Source organism: Streptomyces sp. MAI_2237 (assembly GCF_054189285.1).
In genome coordinates this window covers 285,343-301,498 of sequence record NZ_JAJPGQ010000001.1, presented here as the reverse complement: position 1 = coordinate 301,498, position 16,156 = coordinate 285,343, and the positions used below count along the sequence as shown (strand labels likewise).

The following is a 16,156-nucleotide window of genomic DNA, read 5'->3' as shown; positions in this document are numbered from 1 at the left end:
CAGGTGAGCGGGAGGCGTGCGCACATGGGCATGAGCGTGACCATCTCGGTGGCGACCGAGCAGGACACAGAGCAGATCTTCAAGCTCCAGTACCTGTGCTTCCAGAGTGAGGCGGCGCTGTACGGCAACTACCGCATCGACCCGCTCGTCCAGTCCCTGGAATCGGTCCGCCAGGAGGTGGCCGCCGACTGCGTCTTCGTCGCGCGGCTCGGCGAGGAGGTCGTCGGCTCGGTGCGCGGCCGCGTCACCGAGGACGGTGCCGCGTCCATCGGCAAGCTCTGCGTCCACCCCCGCCTGCAGGGCCACGGCATCGGCGCGCGGCTGCTGCGCGCGGCCGAGACGGCCCTGGTGGAGGAGCGCGGGGCGAAGAAGTTCCGCCTGTTCACGGGCCACCGCAGCGAGGGCAACCTGCGGCTGTACCGTCGCGTGGGCTACCAGACGGTGGGCACGTCCGAGGGCACCGACGGCGTACCGATGATCATCCTGGAGAAGCCCGCGGAGGCTTACGTCGCTACGGCGTGACCGTGCGGTTCCTGCGCAGCCAGTACAGGGCGGACAGCGGCAGCAGCACCGGGATGAAGACGTAGCCCATGCCGTAGTCCGACCAGACCGTCGCGTCCGGGAAGGCCGACGGCTCGACCAGGGTCCAGGTACCGACGATCAGCACGCCCGCGAGTTCGGCGGCGCAGCACACCTGCGCCGCCTTGCGGGCCCTCTCGCCGCCGCGCACCAGCGTGTACGTGATGAACCCGTACACCACGCCCGCGACCGCCGACAGCGAGTAGGCGAGCGGCGCCCGGTCGAACTCGGTCGCGATCTGGTAGACCGAGCGCGAGACCGCGCCGACGACCATCACGCCGTAGAACCAGACGAGCAGCATGCCGGGCCCGCTGATGAGGCGCTTGGGCTTGTCGTCCACGTTGTCGTCCACGGCGGTCATCTCACCCTCCCCAGATGTCATAGAGCCGCACCTCCAGCACGGCGAGCACCACACCGCCGGCGGCGGCCGTCACCGAGCCCCAGCGCGTCCGCTCGGCCAGCGACATGAACCCGGCCGCGGGGACGCAGGCGAAGGCACCGATCAGATACGCCACGAAGATCGTCGTGCCCTGCTCCGGCTTCTCGCCCCGCGCCAGCTGCACGATCCCGATCACCAGCTGGACCAGGGCCAGCACGGACACCACGGCCATCCCGATGAAGTGCCAGTCCTTGGTGGGCTCGTCGCGGTAGGCCGCCCACCCGCACCAGGCGGCGAGCAGCAGCGCGGCGACGCCGGTCACCAGCGTCAGGGCATCAAGCATGTCGTGACCTTATTACGGCCGAAACCGGCCGCCGCCGCCGACCCCGCCGTACGCCGTAGGGTCTAGACCATGACGATCCACGCGCAAGCCCTCCTGTTCGACAACGACGGCACCCTCGTCTCCTCCCTCGACTCCGTGAACCGCTGCTGGACGCTGTGGGCCCGTGAGTACGGCATCACCGCCGAGGAGTTCGGCCGCGTCGAGCTGCACGGACGCACCGCCGTGGAGATAGCCGCCGACCTGCTGCCCGCCGAGGTGGTGCCGGAGGCGGTCGCGCGGATCGAGCTGCTGGAGGTGGAGGACGTCCCGAACGGGGGCGTGCGGCTGCTGCCCGGCACGGCCGGCTTTCTGGCCTCGCTGCCCGCCGACCGCTGGGCCATGGTCACCTCCGCCACCCGGCGCCTGGCCGAGGCCCGGCTCGACGCCGTCGGCATCCTGCCCAAGACGCTGATCGCCGCCGACGACGTCACCCGCGGCAAGCCCGACCCCGAGCCCTACCTCCTCGCCGCCCGGCAGCTGGGCGTCGACCCGGCCGACTGCGTCGTCTTCGAGGACGCCCCGGCGGGCCTCGCGGCCGGCCGCGCCGCCGGAATGACCACCGTGGCGTTGGCCACAACCCACCGGGCCCAAGAGCTCGACGCCGACCTCGTGGTGAAGGACCTGTCGGCCTTGTCCGCACTGGTCACCGACCGGGGAGTGGAGATCTCCGCCCGCGCCTGACACCTGTCCACCGCCGTCCACGATGTGGGACGGCGGTTCTTGGTCACGTCGATGCCTCTGATTTACTGACCGCATGACCACGACGAGCTGCCGCACCCTTGCGACCGAGGCGACCATGACGCCCGGTGCTCGTTGTATGTGTCGAATGTGCGCCTTCTAGAGGGCCCCCGCACCATCTTGAGCCTCGCGCCCCGAAGCGAGCCGCCGTGGCATGTCCGTGCGCGCTGAACGCCGCACGAGACCGAGCCCCCGCGCATGAACCCTTCCTCCCGTACCAGGGCACACCCACGCCCGCGTACGGACTCGACAGTGACGGAAAACCCCTGTGATCACGACATCGGGCCTGACCAAGGTCTACCGCTCGCGCGGTCGTGAGGTCACCGCCCTGGACGGCGTCGACCTGCACGTCCGCGAAGGCGAGGTGTACGGCGTCATCGGCCAGTCCGGCGCCGGCAAGTCCTCGCTCATCCGCTGCGTCAACCTGCTGGAGCGTCCGACGTCCGGGACGGTCACCGTCGCCGGGCAGGACCTCACCGCCCTCGCCGGCCGCGGCCCCCGCGCGGGCCGGGAGCTGCGGCGGGCGCGCAGCCGGATCGGCATGGTCTTCCAGTACTTCAACCTGCTGTCCTCGCGCACCGTCCAGGACAACGTCGAACTGCCGCTGGAGATTCTCGGCACGTCCGGCAGGGAGCGCTCGCGCAAGGCGCTGGAGCTGCTGGACCTCGTCGGGCTCGCCGACAAGGCGCGGGCCTACCCCGCCCAGCTCTCCGGCGGCCAGAAGCAGCGCGTCGGCATCGCCCGCGCCCTGGCCGGCGACCCCGAGGTGCTGCTCTCCGACGAGGCCACCAGCGCCCTCGACCCGGAGACCACCCGCTCGATCCTGGCGCTGCTGCGCGACCTGAACCGGCAGCTGGGTCTCACGGTCCTGCTCATCACCCATGAGATGGACGTCGTGAAGTCGGTCTGCGACTCGGCCGCCCTGATGGAGAACGGCCGCGTCGTCGAGTCCGGCACGGTGAGCGAACTGCTCGCCACCCCGGGCTCCGAGCTGGCCTCGGCCCTCTTCCCGCTCGGCGGCGAGGCGTCCGGCGACGACCGCACGGTCGTCGACGTCACCTTCCAGGGCGAGGCCGCCACCCAGCCGGTCGTCTCCCAGCTCTCCCGCACCTACAACATCGACATATCGATCCTCGGCGCGGCCATCGACACCGTCGGCGGCCTCCAGGTCGGCCGCATGCGCATCGAGCTGCCCGGCCGCTACGAGGACAACGTCGTGCCGATCGGCTTCCTGCGCGAACAGGGACTGCAGATCGACGTCGTCGGCGAGAGCCGGCCGGTGAAGGAAGGTGCCAAGTGAGCTGGTCCGAGATGCAGCCCCTGCTGTCCCAGGCGTGTTGGGACACGCTGTACATGGTCGGCTGGTCCACGCTCATCGCCGTCGTCGGCGGGCTACCGCTCGGCATCCTGCTCGTCCTGACCGACCGGGGCGGACTGCTGCAGAACATCGTGGCGAACAAGGTCATCGGACAGGTCGTGAACATCGCCCGCTCGATGCCGTTCATCATCCTGATGGTCGCGCTGATGACCTTCACCCGCTGGATCACCGGCACCACCATCGGCCGCGAGGCCGCCATCGTGCCGCTCGCCATCGGCGCCATCCCGTTCTTCGCGCGCCTCGTCGAGACGGCTGTCCGCGAAGTGGACGGCGGGCTCGTCGAGGCCGTGCAGGCGATGGGCGGCAACACCTGGACGATCGTGCGCAAGGTGCTCGTCCCCGAGGCACTGCCGTCCCTCATCGCCAGCACCACGACCACCGTCGTCGCCCTGATCGGCTACTCCGCCATGGCCGGCACGGTCGGCGCGGGCGGACTCGGCGACATCGCCATCCGCTACGGCTACCAGCGCTTCGAGACCGAGCTGATGTGGATCACCGTCGCGATCCTCGCCGTGGTCATCTCGCTCATCCAGTTCGCCGGCGACCTCGCCGCCCGCTCGCTGCACCGCCGGGGCGGCCGCTCCGGCCCGGCACCCAGGCTGCGGCTGCTCAAGGCCACGGACCCCGCGTCGGCCGACGTCGGCAAGGCCGCGTAACCGCGCTTCAGACTTCCCGCCCACCGAACAGCGGGATCGCTCCACCCAAAAGGAAAGGCACTTTTCGTGCGTAACACCGCAAAGCTCAGCACCGCCGTCCTCGCCGCCGGAGCCCTCACCTTCGGGCTCACCGCCTGCGGCTCGAGCGACGACTCGGCCTCCTCCGACTACAGCGGACCGCTGGTCGTCGCCGCGAGCCCGACCCCGCACGCCGAGATCCTGAACTTCGTCGAGAAGAGCCTCGCCAAGAAGGCCGGACTCGACCTGCAGGTCAAGGAGTTCCAGGACTACATCGTCCCGAACACCGCCACCGAGGACGGCTCGGTCGACGCCAACTACTTCCAGAACCAGCCCTACCTCGACGACTTCAACAAGAAGCGCGGCACCCACATCGTGCCCGTCGTCACGGTGCACCTGGAGCCCCTCGGCCTGTACTCCCACAAGGTCAGGAAGGTGGACGCGCTCAAGAGCGGCGCGACCGTCGCCGTTCCCAACGACGCCGTGAACGAGGCGCGCGCACTGAAGCTGCTCGCGGCCAACGGCCTCATCACGCTCAAGGACGGCGCGGGCAACGAGGCGACCCCGCAGGACATCACCAAGAACCCGAAGAACCTCAAGTTCAAGGAGGTCGAGGCGGCCCAGACCGCACGCTCCCTGGACGACGTGGACGCCGCGGTCGTCAACGGCAACTACGCCATCTCCGCGGGGATCAAGCCCGCCAAGGAGGCGCTCGTCCTGGAGTCCGCGAAGAACAGCCCGTACGGCAACTTCCTCGCGGTGAAGAAGGGCAACGAGAAGGACCCGCGGGTCAAGAAGCTGGCCAAGCTGCTCACTTCGCCCGAGGTGAAGAAGTTCATCGAGGACAAGTACCAGGGCTCGGTCATCCCCTCCTTCTGAGCCTCCTTCCGGGCCTCTTTCCGGGTCTCTTCCGGGGGCCTCTTTCCGACCCGAAGCGATCGGTGCCGAGGGCACGTATACGGCGTATCGCCACGCACGGGGTCTACTCGCTCACTGCGAGTGGACCCCGTGGTGCGGTCCGGCGGGTCCATGCTGCATGCTGGGCAGTTCAGCAGGACTTGCAGGTTTTCCGAAGGTTACGGAGCGGCGCATGAGTGGCACCTTCCCCAACGTCTCCATCAGCACGGAGCGGTTGGTGCTGCGGCCCCTGGATGAGGACGACGTGCCCGCCCTGGCCGAGATGATGAACGACGAGCAGGTGGGCGCCTGGACGAGCGTCCCCCAGCCCTACACCGAGGAACTGGCCCGCGTCTGGATCACCGAGCGGGCGCGCGCCGAGCGCGAGGCGGGGCGCGGACTCACCTTCGCCGTCACGGAGTTCCTCACCCAGCGCCTGGTCGGCGTCGTCCAACTCGCCAGAACCAACTGGCACGTCCGCTCCACCGAACTGTCGTACATCATCGCCCCCTGGGCCCGCGGCGAGGGTTACGCCTCCGAGGCCGCGCTCGCCACCGCCCAATGGCTGCTCGGCGACCAGAAGTTCGAGCGCATCGAGCTGCGCACGGCGGCCGACAACACCGCCTCCCAGCAGGTCGCCCAGAAGATCGGCTGTATCAGCGAAGGCGTCCTGCGCAACGCCTGCATAGCGCGCGTCCGCGCGGACGACGGCACCTGGAACGACGTACGCACCGACTACATCGTGTGGAGCCTGCTCCCCGAGGACCTGGACGGCGCCGGCGAGCAGCTTGCCGACAGCAACGGTTTCACGTCGTTCCCCGACTGGAACTAGGACCCGGGGACCGAGGAGGACGGCGCCGCCGCAGCGGCCGCCTCCGCCACCAGGTACCCTCACGGAGCCCGACCTGCGTGAACCCCCTGGAGACTGACGACCATGGCCGACCGCGTCACGGTGATCGGCTGGGACGGCTCGCCGCTGACCGCCGCGGCTCGCTCCGCCCTCGGCGCCGCCACCCTGGTGGCCGGGGCCGCCCACCACCTGGCGTTGCCCGAGGTGCCGCCCTCCGCCGAGCGCATCCGGCTCGGCAGCGTCGCCCTCGCCGCCCGCCGCATCGCCGGACACCGGGGCACCGCCGTCGTCCTCGCGGACGGCGACCCGGGGTTCTTCGGCGTCGTACGGACCCTGCGCGCACCCGAGTTCGGCCTGGAGGTCGAGGTCGTCCCCGCGGTCTCCTCCGTCGCCGCCGCCTTCGCGCGCGCCGGCATGCCCTGGGACGATGCACAGGTGGTCGTCGCACATAGGCGCACCCTGCGACGCGCGGTGAACGTATGCCGAGCCCACACCAAGGTGGCCGTACTCACCTCACCGGGCGCCGGCCCCGCCGAACTCGGCCTGCTCCTGGAGGGCGTGCACCGCACCTTCGTCATCTGCGAGGAACTGGGCACCGAACGCGAGCAGGTCACCGTCGTCACCTCCGACAAGGCCCCCGACCACACCTGGCGCGACCCGAACGTCGTCATCGTCATCGGCGGCCCGGCCGGAGCGGGGGAGAGCGGCGGCTGGCTCGCCGGACGCGACCCCGGCGCCGGCCCGCGCGGCTGGACGCAGCCCGGCGAGACCTACGACGGCCCGCTCGGCGAGGGCGAGACCGATCTGCTCCGGGCCGCCCAACTGGCCCGGCTGGGACCGCGCGTCGGGGACCTCGTCTGGGACATCGGCTGCGGCAGCGGCGCGTTCGCCGTCGAGGCCGCCCGCGCCGGCGCCGCCGTCATCGCCGTCGACCGGAAGCTGGACGCCTGCGCCCGCACGGACGCCGCCGCCCGCCGCTTCGGCGTCCAGGCGCAGATCATCCAGGGTGCCGCCCCGCACGTCCTGGAGAACCTGCCCGAGCCGGACGTCGTCCGCGTCGGCGGCGGGGGAGCGGCCGTCGTCTCGGCGGTCGCCGACCGCCGTCCGCAGCGCATCGTCACGCACGCCGCGACCCGCGACGCCGCCGAACTCATCGGCCGCGACCTGACGGAGCACGGCTACGACGTGGAGTGCGCCCTCCTCCAGTCCGTCGAACTCGACACGCGGGCCTGGACGGAGACGGAGCGGAGCGTCGCGTTCTTGCTCACGGGAGACCTGGGGCGGCGCGAAGCGCCTCGTTGAGGGGCGGTGGTCGGGTGACCGGCGGGCGCGCTCCCGGAGCGCGCGGCGTGACTCCGCTGCCGTCCCAGTGATCCTGTTTTCTTCCCTCCCGGTGATCCGGTAGTCCTATCGCTCGCGGTAGGCTGGCCGACCGTTGTACCGCACCGGGTGGCCCGGCAGTTCGTTCGCCAATGTCCGGAAAACGCGCCCCTTTTGGGGTGGGTGCGGTACGGCAGAACCGGAGGACGCGCAACGTGGCGCAGTCCACAGCGGGCCGTCGCGGATCAAGCTGTCGCGAAGGAGGGACGACCGGGACAATGCCACTGAATGGCTTTGTCGCCTTTTATGGGCGGGTCGTTCGTGCCGCTGGGCACACACGCTCGTTCTTCACTGCGGGAGCGGTCGGTGCGCCGTTCCCGGTGAGCCGGACCGAGAAGCACTAACCGATGGGCGAGGGGTACGCATGACCGACACCGGCCAGGTCCCGGGCGAGGGGCTGCCGGAGAACGCAGGCATGGCTGAGCAGCCGGGCGTTCCCGCGCCCGGTGCGTACGCCTACCTCTCCGAGACCCCCGCCGAGGACGAAGACCTGTTGCTGCTGCCGGGCGCGCAGAGCCCCTGGGGCAACGAGGTCGCGCCGCCCGCGCCCGAGCCGGTCGTCGAGACCGTGCACGAGCCGGGCCCGCACGAGATGTCCGGCCGTGACAGCGGCTCGGTCGACCTCGGTGGCGTCCGTCTGCCCGAGGCGCCGACCACCCCGATCCCGCCGGTCACCCCGCGCCGCCCGCTCCACCTCGGGCCGCCCGTCCCCGACGCGTCCGCCAGCCCGGTCCGCTCCCTGGCCGACCGCGGCCCCGCGGGCGCCCCGGTGCGTCAGCCGGGCCCGCCTACGGTCGGCCCCGAGTACCTCGACGCCCCCCAGGGGCGTGCCGCGTCCCCGCAGGGGGCCACCCCCTGGAGCGCCCAGGCGCCGGGCGTGGCCCAGGCGCCGGTCGGCACCGAGGCCACGACTGCGGAAACGGTTGTTCCCGCGCAGGGACAGCACGAGGCGCAGGCCGAGCCGGTCGGCGCGGCCCAGGCCGTCATGGCCCGCATCGCGACGGAGGCGGGGGGCGCCGCGCAGGGGCAGGACGGTGCGTACGCGGTTCAGAGCGGTGACGACGCGCACTACACGCAGGCAGGCGGTGCGGACGGCACGGCCGAGGCACAGGGCCCGGAGAGCGGGCAGGTACCCGTGGGAGTGGCCGCCGCGGACGGTGGACACCTCGCCCGAGCGGTGGCCGCGGCAGGCGGGTTCGCTCCCGACGCCGGTCAGCCGGCCGGCGCCTACCCTGCGGAAGGCGCGCCGACGGCCCACGGAAACCTTCCGGACGGCACGCCGACGGCTGCCGGGCACTTGGGGGCGGACGGTACGCCGCCGGCTGCCGGGCACCTGGGACCGGACGGCACGCCGACGGCTGCCGGGCATCCCGTGGCCGACGGCGTCCCGGCGATCCCTGGGACGCTCGCGGCGGACGGCACGCAGGCCGACGCGGCCGGTGCGCCGGTCGACGGTGGGCCTGTCGCCTCTGGTGCCCCCGCGGGCGATGTCTCGGGCGCCCACGCGGGCGATGCCGAGGGCGGGCAGGACGCGTCGGGCGGTCCGGCGGCTCACGGCGCCGATGGTGCGCCGGTCGAGACCGGACCCGCCGCTCCGGGCGCGCACGCGGCCGATGCCGTAGACACGGGCGTCGGCGGGTTCGCCGTGGACGGTACGCAGGTCGCGCCGGGGGAGCCCGCGGCCGAGGGCGACCACGCGGGAGCCGGTGAGTTCGCCGCGGAGGGCGGACCCGGGGACCAGGGTGTCCCCGTGACCGACGTGGGTGACCACGGCGTCGCTCCGTTCGCCGCGGACGGCGGGCCTGCGGGCCCGGGCGTCCCTGCCGCCGAGGCCGGGCACCCGGACCAGGACGCGTTCGTCGGGGAGGGCGAACCCGCACATCCGGGCGTCCCCGCAGCCGACGCCGAGCACACGGGCACCGAGCATGCCCCTCCGATCGTCCCCGACGCGGAGACGGACGCCGCCACCACCGGGCCCGTGACGAATGGTGCGTCTGTCGCTGAGGCCCCTGAGGCCATGGCGGTCCCCGAGGCCGGCCAGGCAGCGGACGCCGACACCGGTCGGCTGCCCGCGGCCGCGTACGCTCCCGACGTCGCCTCGATGCCCGCGGGCGCGCAGTTCGCCGAGAGTGCCGCGCCCGAGGGCGCCCAGCTCATCGACGCCGCCGTCCCCGAGACCGGCCAGATCCCCGGCGCCCCGGGCGCCGAGCCGGCGGCCGTGTCCGCGGCGCAGGCCGGGCCCGAGGCGGGCCACGCCCTGGACGGCTCGGCGCTCCAGGCCGCCGTACCGCAGGCCGCGCCCGTCGACGCCGCCCAGGTCGTCGATCCGGCCGTGGCGGCGGACGCCCCCGACACCGTCGTCACCCCCGAGCCGTCGGAAGCCACCCTCCCGTCGGCCCCCGACCCGACGCAGCCCCCGCAGCCGGCGGACGGCTCCGCGGCACCGACCGGAGACGCCACCATCGCCACCGACCCTTCCCCCCAGCCCGTGGACGGCGAGCACCTCGCCCAGGTCCCCGGCCCGCTCGTCGAGGCAGGGGCCGTACCCCAGCCCGCCGACCCCGCGCAGACGCCCCCGCCGGCCGGTGACAACCCGTCCCTCGGCCGGTTCGTGCCGGTGTCCGGCTCCGTGCCGACCACCCCGCACCTCGCACCGACACCGCCGCACGCGCTCACCCTCCCCGCGGAGGCCGCGCAGGAGCCGGCCGCCACGGTCCCCGCCCCGCGCGAGGCCGACCACGAACCCGTACAGCACGCGGACGACCTGGACACCCGGGGCGCCGACCAGGAAGAAGAGAGCAAGGCCGCAGTGGAAGACGTACGACAGTCCACCGGCCCGGCCGCGCCCGCCTACGACGACGCCGAGCGCGAGGCCGTCCTGAAGGTCATGCGCGAGCGCCGCGACATCCGCAACGGCTTCCGCAGCGACCCCATCCCGCACGAGGTGCTGCTGCGCGTCCTGGAGGCCGCGCACACCGCCCCGTCCGTGGGCCACTCGCAGCCTTGGGACTTCGTCGTCATCCGCTCCGCCGACACCCGGCGCAGCATGCACGAACTGGCCATGCGGCAGCGCGACGCGTACGCGAAGTCGCTGCCCAAGGGCCGGGCGAAGCAGTTCAAGGAACTGAAGATCGAGGCGATCCTCGACACCCCGGTGAACATCGTCGTCACCGCCGACCCGACCCGCGGCGGCCGCCACACCCTGGGCCGGCACACCCAGCCCCAGATGGCCCCCTACTCCGCCGCGCTCGCCGTGGAGAACCTGTGGCTCGCCGCCCGCGCCGAGGGCCTGGGCGTCGGCTGGGTCAGCTTCTTCGACGAGCGCGAGATGGTCCGCGCGCTCGGGCTGCCCGAGCACCTGGAGGTCATCGCCTACCTGTGCGTCGGGTACGTCGACGAGTTCCCGGACGAGCCCGAGCTGATGCAGGCCGGCTGGTCCAAGCGCCGCCCGCTGTCGTGGGTCGTGCACGAGGAGACGTACGGCCGCCGCGCCCTGCCCGGCGAGGAGCCGCACGACCTGCTCGGCGAGACCGTCGCCCAGATCCGCCCGCTGGACGCCAAGGCGCTCGGCGAGGCCTGGGAGCGGCAGAAGCGCATGACGAAGCCGGCCGGCGCGCTCGGCATGCTGGAGATCATCTCCGCCCAGCTGTCCGGCCTGTCCCGGCAGTGCCCGCCGCCGATCCCGGAGCCCGCAGCCGTCGCGATCTTCGCCGGCGACCACGGCGTCCACGCCCAGGGCGTCACCCCCTGGCCGCAGGAGGTGACCGCCCAGATGGTCGCCAACTTCCTCGGCGGCGGCGCGGTCTGCAACGCCTTCGCCGGCCAGGTCGGCGCCGAGGTGTGCGTCGTGGACGTCGGTGTCGCCACCGACCTCCCGGCGACCCCCGGCCTGCTGCCCCGCAAGATCCGCGCGGGCACGTCCGACATGACCACCGGCCCCGCGATGAGCCGCGAGGAGGCCAAGCTGGCCATCGAGGTGGGCATCGAGACCGCCCGCGACCTGGTGGCCGCCGGCAACAAGGCCCTGCTGACCGGTGAGATGGGCATCGCCAACACGACCGCGTCGGCGGCCCTGATCTCGGTGTTCACCGGCGCCGACCCGGCCGAGGTCACCGGCCGCGGCACCGGCATCAACGACGAGACGCTGGCCCGCAAGACCGAGGTGGTCCGGCGCGCCCTCGAACTGCACCAGCCGGACCCGGCCGACCCCATCGGCGTCCTCGCCGCGATCGGCGGCTTCGAACACGCGGCGATGGTCGGCCTGTTGCTGGGCGGAGCGTCCCTGCGCACGCCGGTGATCCTCGACGGCGTCAGCGCCGGGGCCGCCGCCCTGGTCGCCCGCGCCATCGCCCCGGAGGTCCTCGCGGCCTGCATCGCGGGCCACCGCAGCGCCGAGCCCGGTCACGTGGCCGCCCTGAACAAGCTGGGCCTGCGCCCCCTGGTCGACCTCGACCTGCGCCTCGGCGAGGGCACGGGCGCGCTGCTCGCCCTGCCGCTGGTGCAGAGCACGGCCCGTGCCATGCACGAGGTGGCGACCTTCGACTCGGCGGGCGTCACCGAGAAGTGAGCCCCGGCCGGGATGGGACCGCCGTCACAGCGGGCGTCCCCGTCCCGGCCGTAGGCTGAGCGCACCATCGAAACACGCACGTCAGGGCTGCTCCAGCGCCGTAGCGCCCATCGCTTTGCCAGGACGAGGAGCCGCCCTCATGGCCGAACACCCCGCCTATCCCGTAGGCCTCCGCCTCACCGGCCGCAAAGTGGTCGTCCTCGGCGGCGGCCAGGTCGCCCAGCGCCGCCTCCCGGCCCTCGTCGCGGCGGGCGCGGACGTCCTCCTCGTCTCGCCGGAGGCCACTCCCTCCGTCGAGGCGATGGCGGGGGCCGGCGAGATCACCTGGGAGCGGCGCGAGTACGCCGAGGGGGACCTGGCGGACGCCTGGTACGCCCTGATCGCCACCAGCGACGCCGGGGCGAACGTCCGTGCCTCGGCCGAGGCGGAGGCCCACCGTGTGTGGTGCGTGCGCTCCGACGACGCCGACGCCGCCACCGCCTGGACCCCGGCCACCGGCACCAGCGAGGGCGTGACGGTCGCCGTCCTCACCAGCCGCGCCCGCGGCCGCGACCCCCGGCACACCGCCGCCATCCGCGACGCGGTCGTCGAGGGCCTGCGCGACGGCACGCTGGTCGCCCCGCACTTCCGTACCCGCACCCCCGGCGTCGCCCTGGTCGGCGGCGGCCCCGGCGACCCGGACCTGATCACCGTGCGCGGCCGCCGTCTGCTCGCCGAGGCCGACGTCGTCATCACCGACCACCTGGGCCCCCGCGACCTGCTCGCCGAGCTGTCCCCGGGCGTCGAGGTGATCGACGCGGCGAAGCTGCCGTTCGGTCGCTTCATGGCCCAGGAGGCCATCAACAACGCGCTGATCGAACACGCCAAGCAGGGCAAGTCGGTCGTCCGGCTCAAGGGCGGCGACCCGTTCGTCTACGGCCGGGGGATGGAGGAGGTCAACGCGCTCGCGGAGGCCGGCATCCCGTGCACGGTCGTGCCCGGCATCTCCAGCTCGATCTCGGTGCCGGGCGCGGCCGGCATCCCGGTCACCCACCGCGGCGTCGCACACGAGTTCACGGTGGTCAGCGGGCACATCGCCCCTGACGACGAGCGTTCCCTCGTCGACTGGCCCTCGCTCGCCAAGCTGACCGGGACGCTCGTGATCCTCATGGGCGTGAAAACGATCGGCAAGGTCGCCGAGACGCTCATCGCGCACGGCAAGTCGCCCGACACCCCGGTCGCGCTGATCCAGGAGGGCACGACGGCCGCCCAGCGGCGCGTCGACGCCACCCTCGCCACGGTCGTCGAGACCGTCGTCGCGCAGGCGGTACGGGCGCCGGCGGTCATCGTGGTCGGCGCCGTCGTGAACGTGGGCCCGGAGACCTCGGCGTAACCCGGGGTAACACAACTCGCTCCCAGCCGTTGGCACCACACCCAGGACAAGGCAGTATCACCCTGTGGCCGATCTCATCACCGTCGAGGATCCCGACGACCCGCGCCTGCGCGACTACACAGGCCTGACCGACGTAGAGCTGCGCCGCAAACGCGAACCGGCCGAGGGCCTGTTCATCGCCGAGGGCGAGAAGGTCATCAGACGGGCCAAGGACACCGGCTACGAGATGCGCTCGATGCTGCTGTCCGCCAAGTGGGTCGACGTCATGCGCGACGTCATCGACGAGCTCCCCGCCCCGGTCTACGCCGTCAGCCCGGAGCTCGCCGAGCAGGTCACCGGCTACCACGTGCACCGGGGCGCGCTCGCCTCGATGCAGCGCAAGCCGCTGCCGACCGCGGCCGAACTCCTGCAGACCGCACGCCGCGTGGTGGTCATGGAGTCGGTCAACGACCACACCAACATCGGCGCGATCTTCCGCTCGGCGGCTGCCCTGGGCATGGACGCGGTCCTGCTCTCGCCCGACTGCGCCGACCCGCTGTACCGCCGGAGCGTCAAGGTCTCCATGGGCGCGGTCTTCTCCGTCCCCTACGCGCGCCTCGACACCTGGCCCAAGGGCCTGGAGTCGGTGCGCGAGGCCGGCTTCACGCTGCTCGCCCTCACCCCCGACGAGAAGGCCAAGACCCTCGACGAGACCGCCCCGCACCGGATGGACCGCGTCGCCCTGATGCTCGGCGCCGAGGGCGACGGCCTGTCCACGCAGGCACTGGTCGCCGCCGACGAATGGGTACGCATCCCGATGTCCCACGGCGTGGACTCCCTGAACGTCGGCGCGGCGGCCGCGGTCGCCTTCTACGCGGTGGCCACCGGCCGCCCCCAGGGGTGACCGTGCCGCGGGGCGAGGCGATCGTCGCGATCCTGCGCCGGGGCGACCGGCTGCTGGCCGTCCGCCGCGGCCCCGGCGTCGTGCGCCCCGGCTACTGGCAGCCCCTCAGCGGCAAGGTCGAGGCGGGGGAGAGCCAGCCGGAGGCGGTCGTCCGGGAGGTGCGCGAAGAGGTCGGCCTCACGGCGGCACCCCTGGCCAAGGTCTGGGAGTCGGAGACCGACGACGGCCGCTTCCGCCTCCACTGGTGGACGGCCGACGCACCCACCGGCGACGTCGTCCCCGACCCCGACGAGGTGGGGGACTTCCGCTGGGTCACCCCCGAGGAGTTCCTCGCCCTGGACCCGGTCTTCGACGGCGACCGCGAGTTCTTCACCCACGTCCTGCCGAACCTGGAGCCCTAGACTAGGGCCTGTCGTTTGGGGTCTGACACGCCCATCTGCGGCGTTGTCGTCACTCGCCGGCTCCCCCACTCTCGGCTTCGCTCGAGCGGGGGGACTCCCATCGCGTCGACTCCCTCCTCCGCCTTGCAGCTGCACGCACCAGACCCCGCTCGGGTCGGTCCTGAAGCGCCCTCTGCGGCAGCCGAGCTGATCCGAACGACAGGCCCTAGCTCGACGGGCTCCGCCCCGGCTCCCCTTGCTGCTGGTGCTGTCGTACGACGTGGCCGTCGTCGCCGAGACCGCGCGACGGCCCCTGGCAGCCCTGGGCCGCGGCGATGCCGAGCGCGACCAGCAGCGTCACGACCACGAACACGAACAGCCGCTGCCGCAGCAGCCGCGGATTGGCCGGCCGCCGTCCCGTCCCGGTGGTCCGGGGCGCCGGACGTCCGGCCCCGCTGCGCGGCGCGGGCCGGCTTCCGCTGCCGGAACGGCTGCCGCCTCGCGAGGCGGGCGTGGGCCTGGACCCCGAACGCGAGGACCCCGCCCCGCCGGCCCGGGAGGAGGACCCCCCGCGTGAGGACGGGCCGCCGCGCGACTGGCCGCCGCCGGTCGACGCACCACCGCCCCGGGACGGGGCCCCGCCCTGCGACGGGGCGGCCCCGCGTGACGAGGGGGACGTGCCGCGCGGCGGGGGAGTCCCCTGCGGACGCCTGCGCTGCGGCTCGCGCAGCGTCTCCGGGTAGGTGTCGGAGAGACGGCCGGTGGGCCGGTCCGCCTCGCCCGTCCGCGGCGCCGGCGGACGCACCTCCGCGAGACCCACGGCCTCACGGGCGGCGATCTCCTTCAGGCGCAGCGACAGCTGAAGCGTGCTGGGCCGCTCCTCGGGGTCCTTCGCCAGGCACGCCCGCACCAGCGGAGCCAGCGCGTCCGGGACGCCGTGCAGCTGCGGCTCCTCGTGCACCACCCGGTACAGCATGACCTCCGAACTGCCGTGTCCGAAGGGCGAGTCGGCCATCGACGCGTAGGCCAGGGTCGCCCCCAGCGCGAACACGTCCGTCGCCGGCGTCACGGCGGCACCCCGCACCTGCTCCGGGGCGAGGAACCCGGGGGAGCCGACGGCCGTGCCGACGTGGGTGAGCGTCGAGGCCCCCGTCGCCCAGGCGATGCCGAAGTCGATGATCCGCGGCCCCTTGGGGGACAGCAGGATGTTGGACGGCTTGAGATCCCGGTGCACCACACCGGCCTCGTGCACCGCGACCAGCCCCTCCGACAGGGCGGCCCCCACGGCCGCGACGTCCGCCGCGGCCAGTGCACCCTCGTCGGCGATCTTGTCGTGCAGCGAGGGCCCGGGCACGTACTGCGTGGCGAACCAGGGCCGGTCCGCGTCCAGGTCGGCGGCGACCAGCCGGGCCGTGCACCCGCCCCTGATCCGCCGCGCCGCCGAGACCTCACGCGCGAACCGCGACCGGAACTCCTGGTCCTCCGCCAGATCGGGCCGGATTACCTTCAGTGCCACCCGCTGCCCCTTCTTGTCGGAGCCCAGGTACACCACGCCCATCCCGCCCGCGCCGAGCCGTCTGTGAAGCCTGAACGAGCCGACGACGCGCGGGTCCTCGCGCCTCAGGCGCATCATCGCCATGTTCATCCCCGCTGCCCGGTCCGTGTGACGTGGCACAGCTTACGTTTCCACGGCCGCC

General features: G+C 73.1%; 14 protein-coding genes. 11 read left to right on the top strand and 3 right to left on the bottom strand.

Features of this window, described 5'->3' with window-relative positions; genetic code table 11:
- The first annotated feature begins 24 nt into the window (after nt 1–24).
- Nucleotides 25–522 (top strand): GNAT family N-acetyltransferase, encoded by a 498-nt coding sequence (locus LN251_RS01420; RefSeq protein WP_404152281.1) that lies wholly within the window; start codon nt 25–27, stop codon nt 520–522.
- Here the strand turns inward: LN251_RS01420 and LN251_RS01415 are convergent.
- On the bottom strand, nt 512–940 hold the full coding sequence (locus LN251_RS01415) for a hypothetical protein (protein ID WP_458242722.1): 429 nt from the start codon (nt 938–940) through the stop codon (nt 512–514). The two genes, LN251_RS01420 and LN251_RS01415, sit on opposite strands and share 11 nt — an antisense overlap.
- A gap of 1 nt (nt 941) precedes the next feature.
- The gene (locus tag LN251_RS01410; RefSeq protein WP_249841299.1) at nt 942–1,301 is read right to left on the bottom strand and encodes a hypothetical protein; all 360 of its coding nucleotides are present in this window, start codon (nt 1,299–1,301) and stop codon (nt 942–944) included.
- A gap of 69 nt (nt 1,302–1,370) precedes the next feature.
- Here LN251_RS01410 and LN251_RS01405 point away from each other — a divergent pair, with 69 nt between their 5' ends.
- The 10 genes from LN251_RS01405 (at nt 1,371) to LN251_RS01360 (ending at nt 14,480) form a co-directional block, all read left to right on the top strand.
- Entirely contained in the window at nt 1,371–2,021 is a 651-nt protein-coding gene (locus LN251_RS01405) for an HAD-IA family hydrolase (RefSeq protein WP_458242721.1), read from the top strand.
- Nucleotides 2,022–2,346: 325 nt separating this feature from the next.
- Nucleotides 2,347–3,378 (top strand): methionine ABC transporter ATP-binding protein, encoded by a 1,032-nt coding sequence (locus LN251_RS01400; RefSeq protein WP_458242720.1) that lies wholly within the window; start codon nt 2,347–2,349, stop codon nt 3,376–3,378.
- On the top strand, nt 3,375–4,112 hold the full coding sequence (locus LN251_RS01395) for a methionine ABC transporter permease (protein ID WP_383669724.1): 738 nt from the start codon (nt 3,375–3,377) through the stop codon (nt 4,110–4,112). The genes LN251_RS01400 and LN251_RS01395 overlap by 4 nt, the downstream gene beginning before the upstream one ends.
- 66 nt (nt 4,113–4,178) lie before the next feature.
- Entirely contained in the window at nt 4,179–5,009 is an 831-nt protein-coding gene (locus tag LN251_RS01390) for a MetQ/NlpA family ABC transporter substrate-binding protein (RefSeq protein ID WP_458242719.1), read from the top strand.
- A 211-nt stretch (nt 5,010–5,220) separates the two neighbouring features.
- A complete protein-coding gene (locus LN251_RS01385) occupies nt 5,221–5,859 on the top strand; it encodes a GNAT family N-acetyltransferase (RefSeq protein ID WP_458242718.1) in 639 nt (212 codons plus the stop codon).
- Between the two features lie 102 nt (nt 5,860–5,961).
- On the top strand, nt 5,962–7,179 hold the full coding sequence (cbiE, locus tag LN251_RS01380) for a precorrin-6y C5,15-methyltransferase (decarboxylating) subunit CbiE (RefSeq protein ID WP_458242717.1): 1,218 nt from the start codon (nt 5,962–5,964) through the stop codon (nt 7,177–7,179).
- A 442-nt stretch (nt 7,180–7,621) separates the two neighbouring features.
- Nucleotides 7,622–11,824 carry a nicotinate-nucleotide--dimethylbenzimidazole phosphoribosyltransferase gene (cobT, locus tag LN251_RS01375; protein WP_458242716.1) on the top strand — a complete coding sequence of 1,401 codons (4,203 nt, stop codon included), beginning with the start codon at nt 7,622–7,624 and terminating at the stop codon, nt 11,822–11,824.
- 139 nt (nt 11,825–11,963) lie between these two features.
- Nucleotides 11,964–13,196 carry a uroporphyrinogen-III C-methyltransferase gene (gene cobA, locus LN251_RS01370; protein WP_458242715.1) on the top strand — a complete coding sequence of 411 codons (1,233 nt, stop codon included), beginning with the start codon at nt 11,964–11,966 and terminating at the stop codon, nt 13,194–13,196.
- 64 nt (nt 13,197–13,260) lie between these two features.
- Nucleotides 13,261–14,079 carry a TrmH family RNA methyltransferase gene (locus tag LN251_RS01365; protein ID WP_058926445.1) on the top strand — a complete coding sequence of 273 codons (819 nt, stop codon included), beginning with the start codon at nt 13,261–13,263 and terminating at the stop codon, nt 14,077–14,079.
- A gap of 2 nt (nt 14,080–14,081) precedes the next feature.
- Complete coding sequence (locus LN251_RS01360) at nt 14,082–14,480, top strand: NUDIX domain-containing protein (RefSeq protein WP_458242714.1); 399 nt, start codon at nt 14,082–14,084, stop codon at nt 14,478–14,480.
- 205 nt (nt 14,481–14,685) lie between these two features.
- Here the strand turns inward: LN251_RS01360 and LN251_RS01355 are convergent, their stop codons facing one another.
- Nucleotides 14,686–16,104, bottom strand: coding sequence for a serine/threonine-protein kinase (locus LN251_RS01355; RefSeq protein WP_458243242.1), 1,419 nt, complete (start codon nt 16,102–16,104; stop codon nt 14,686–14,688).
- Between the last annotated feature and the right edge of the window lie 52 nt (nt 16,105–16,156).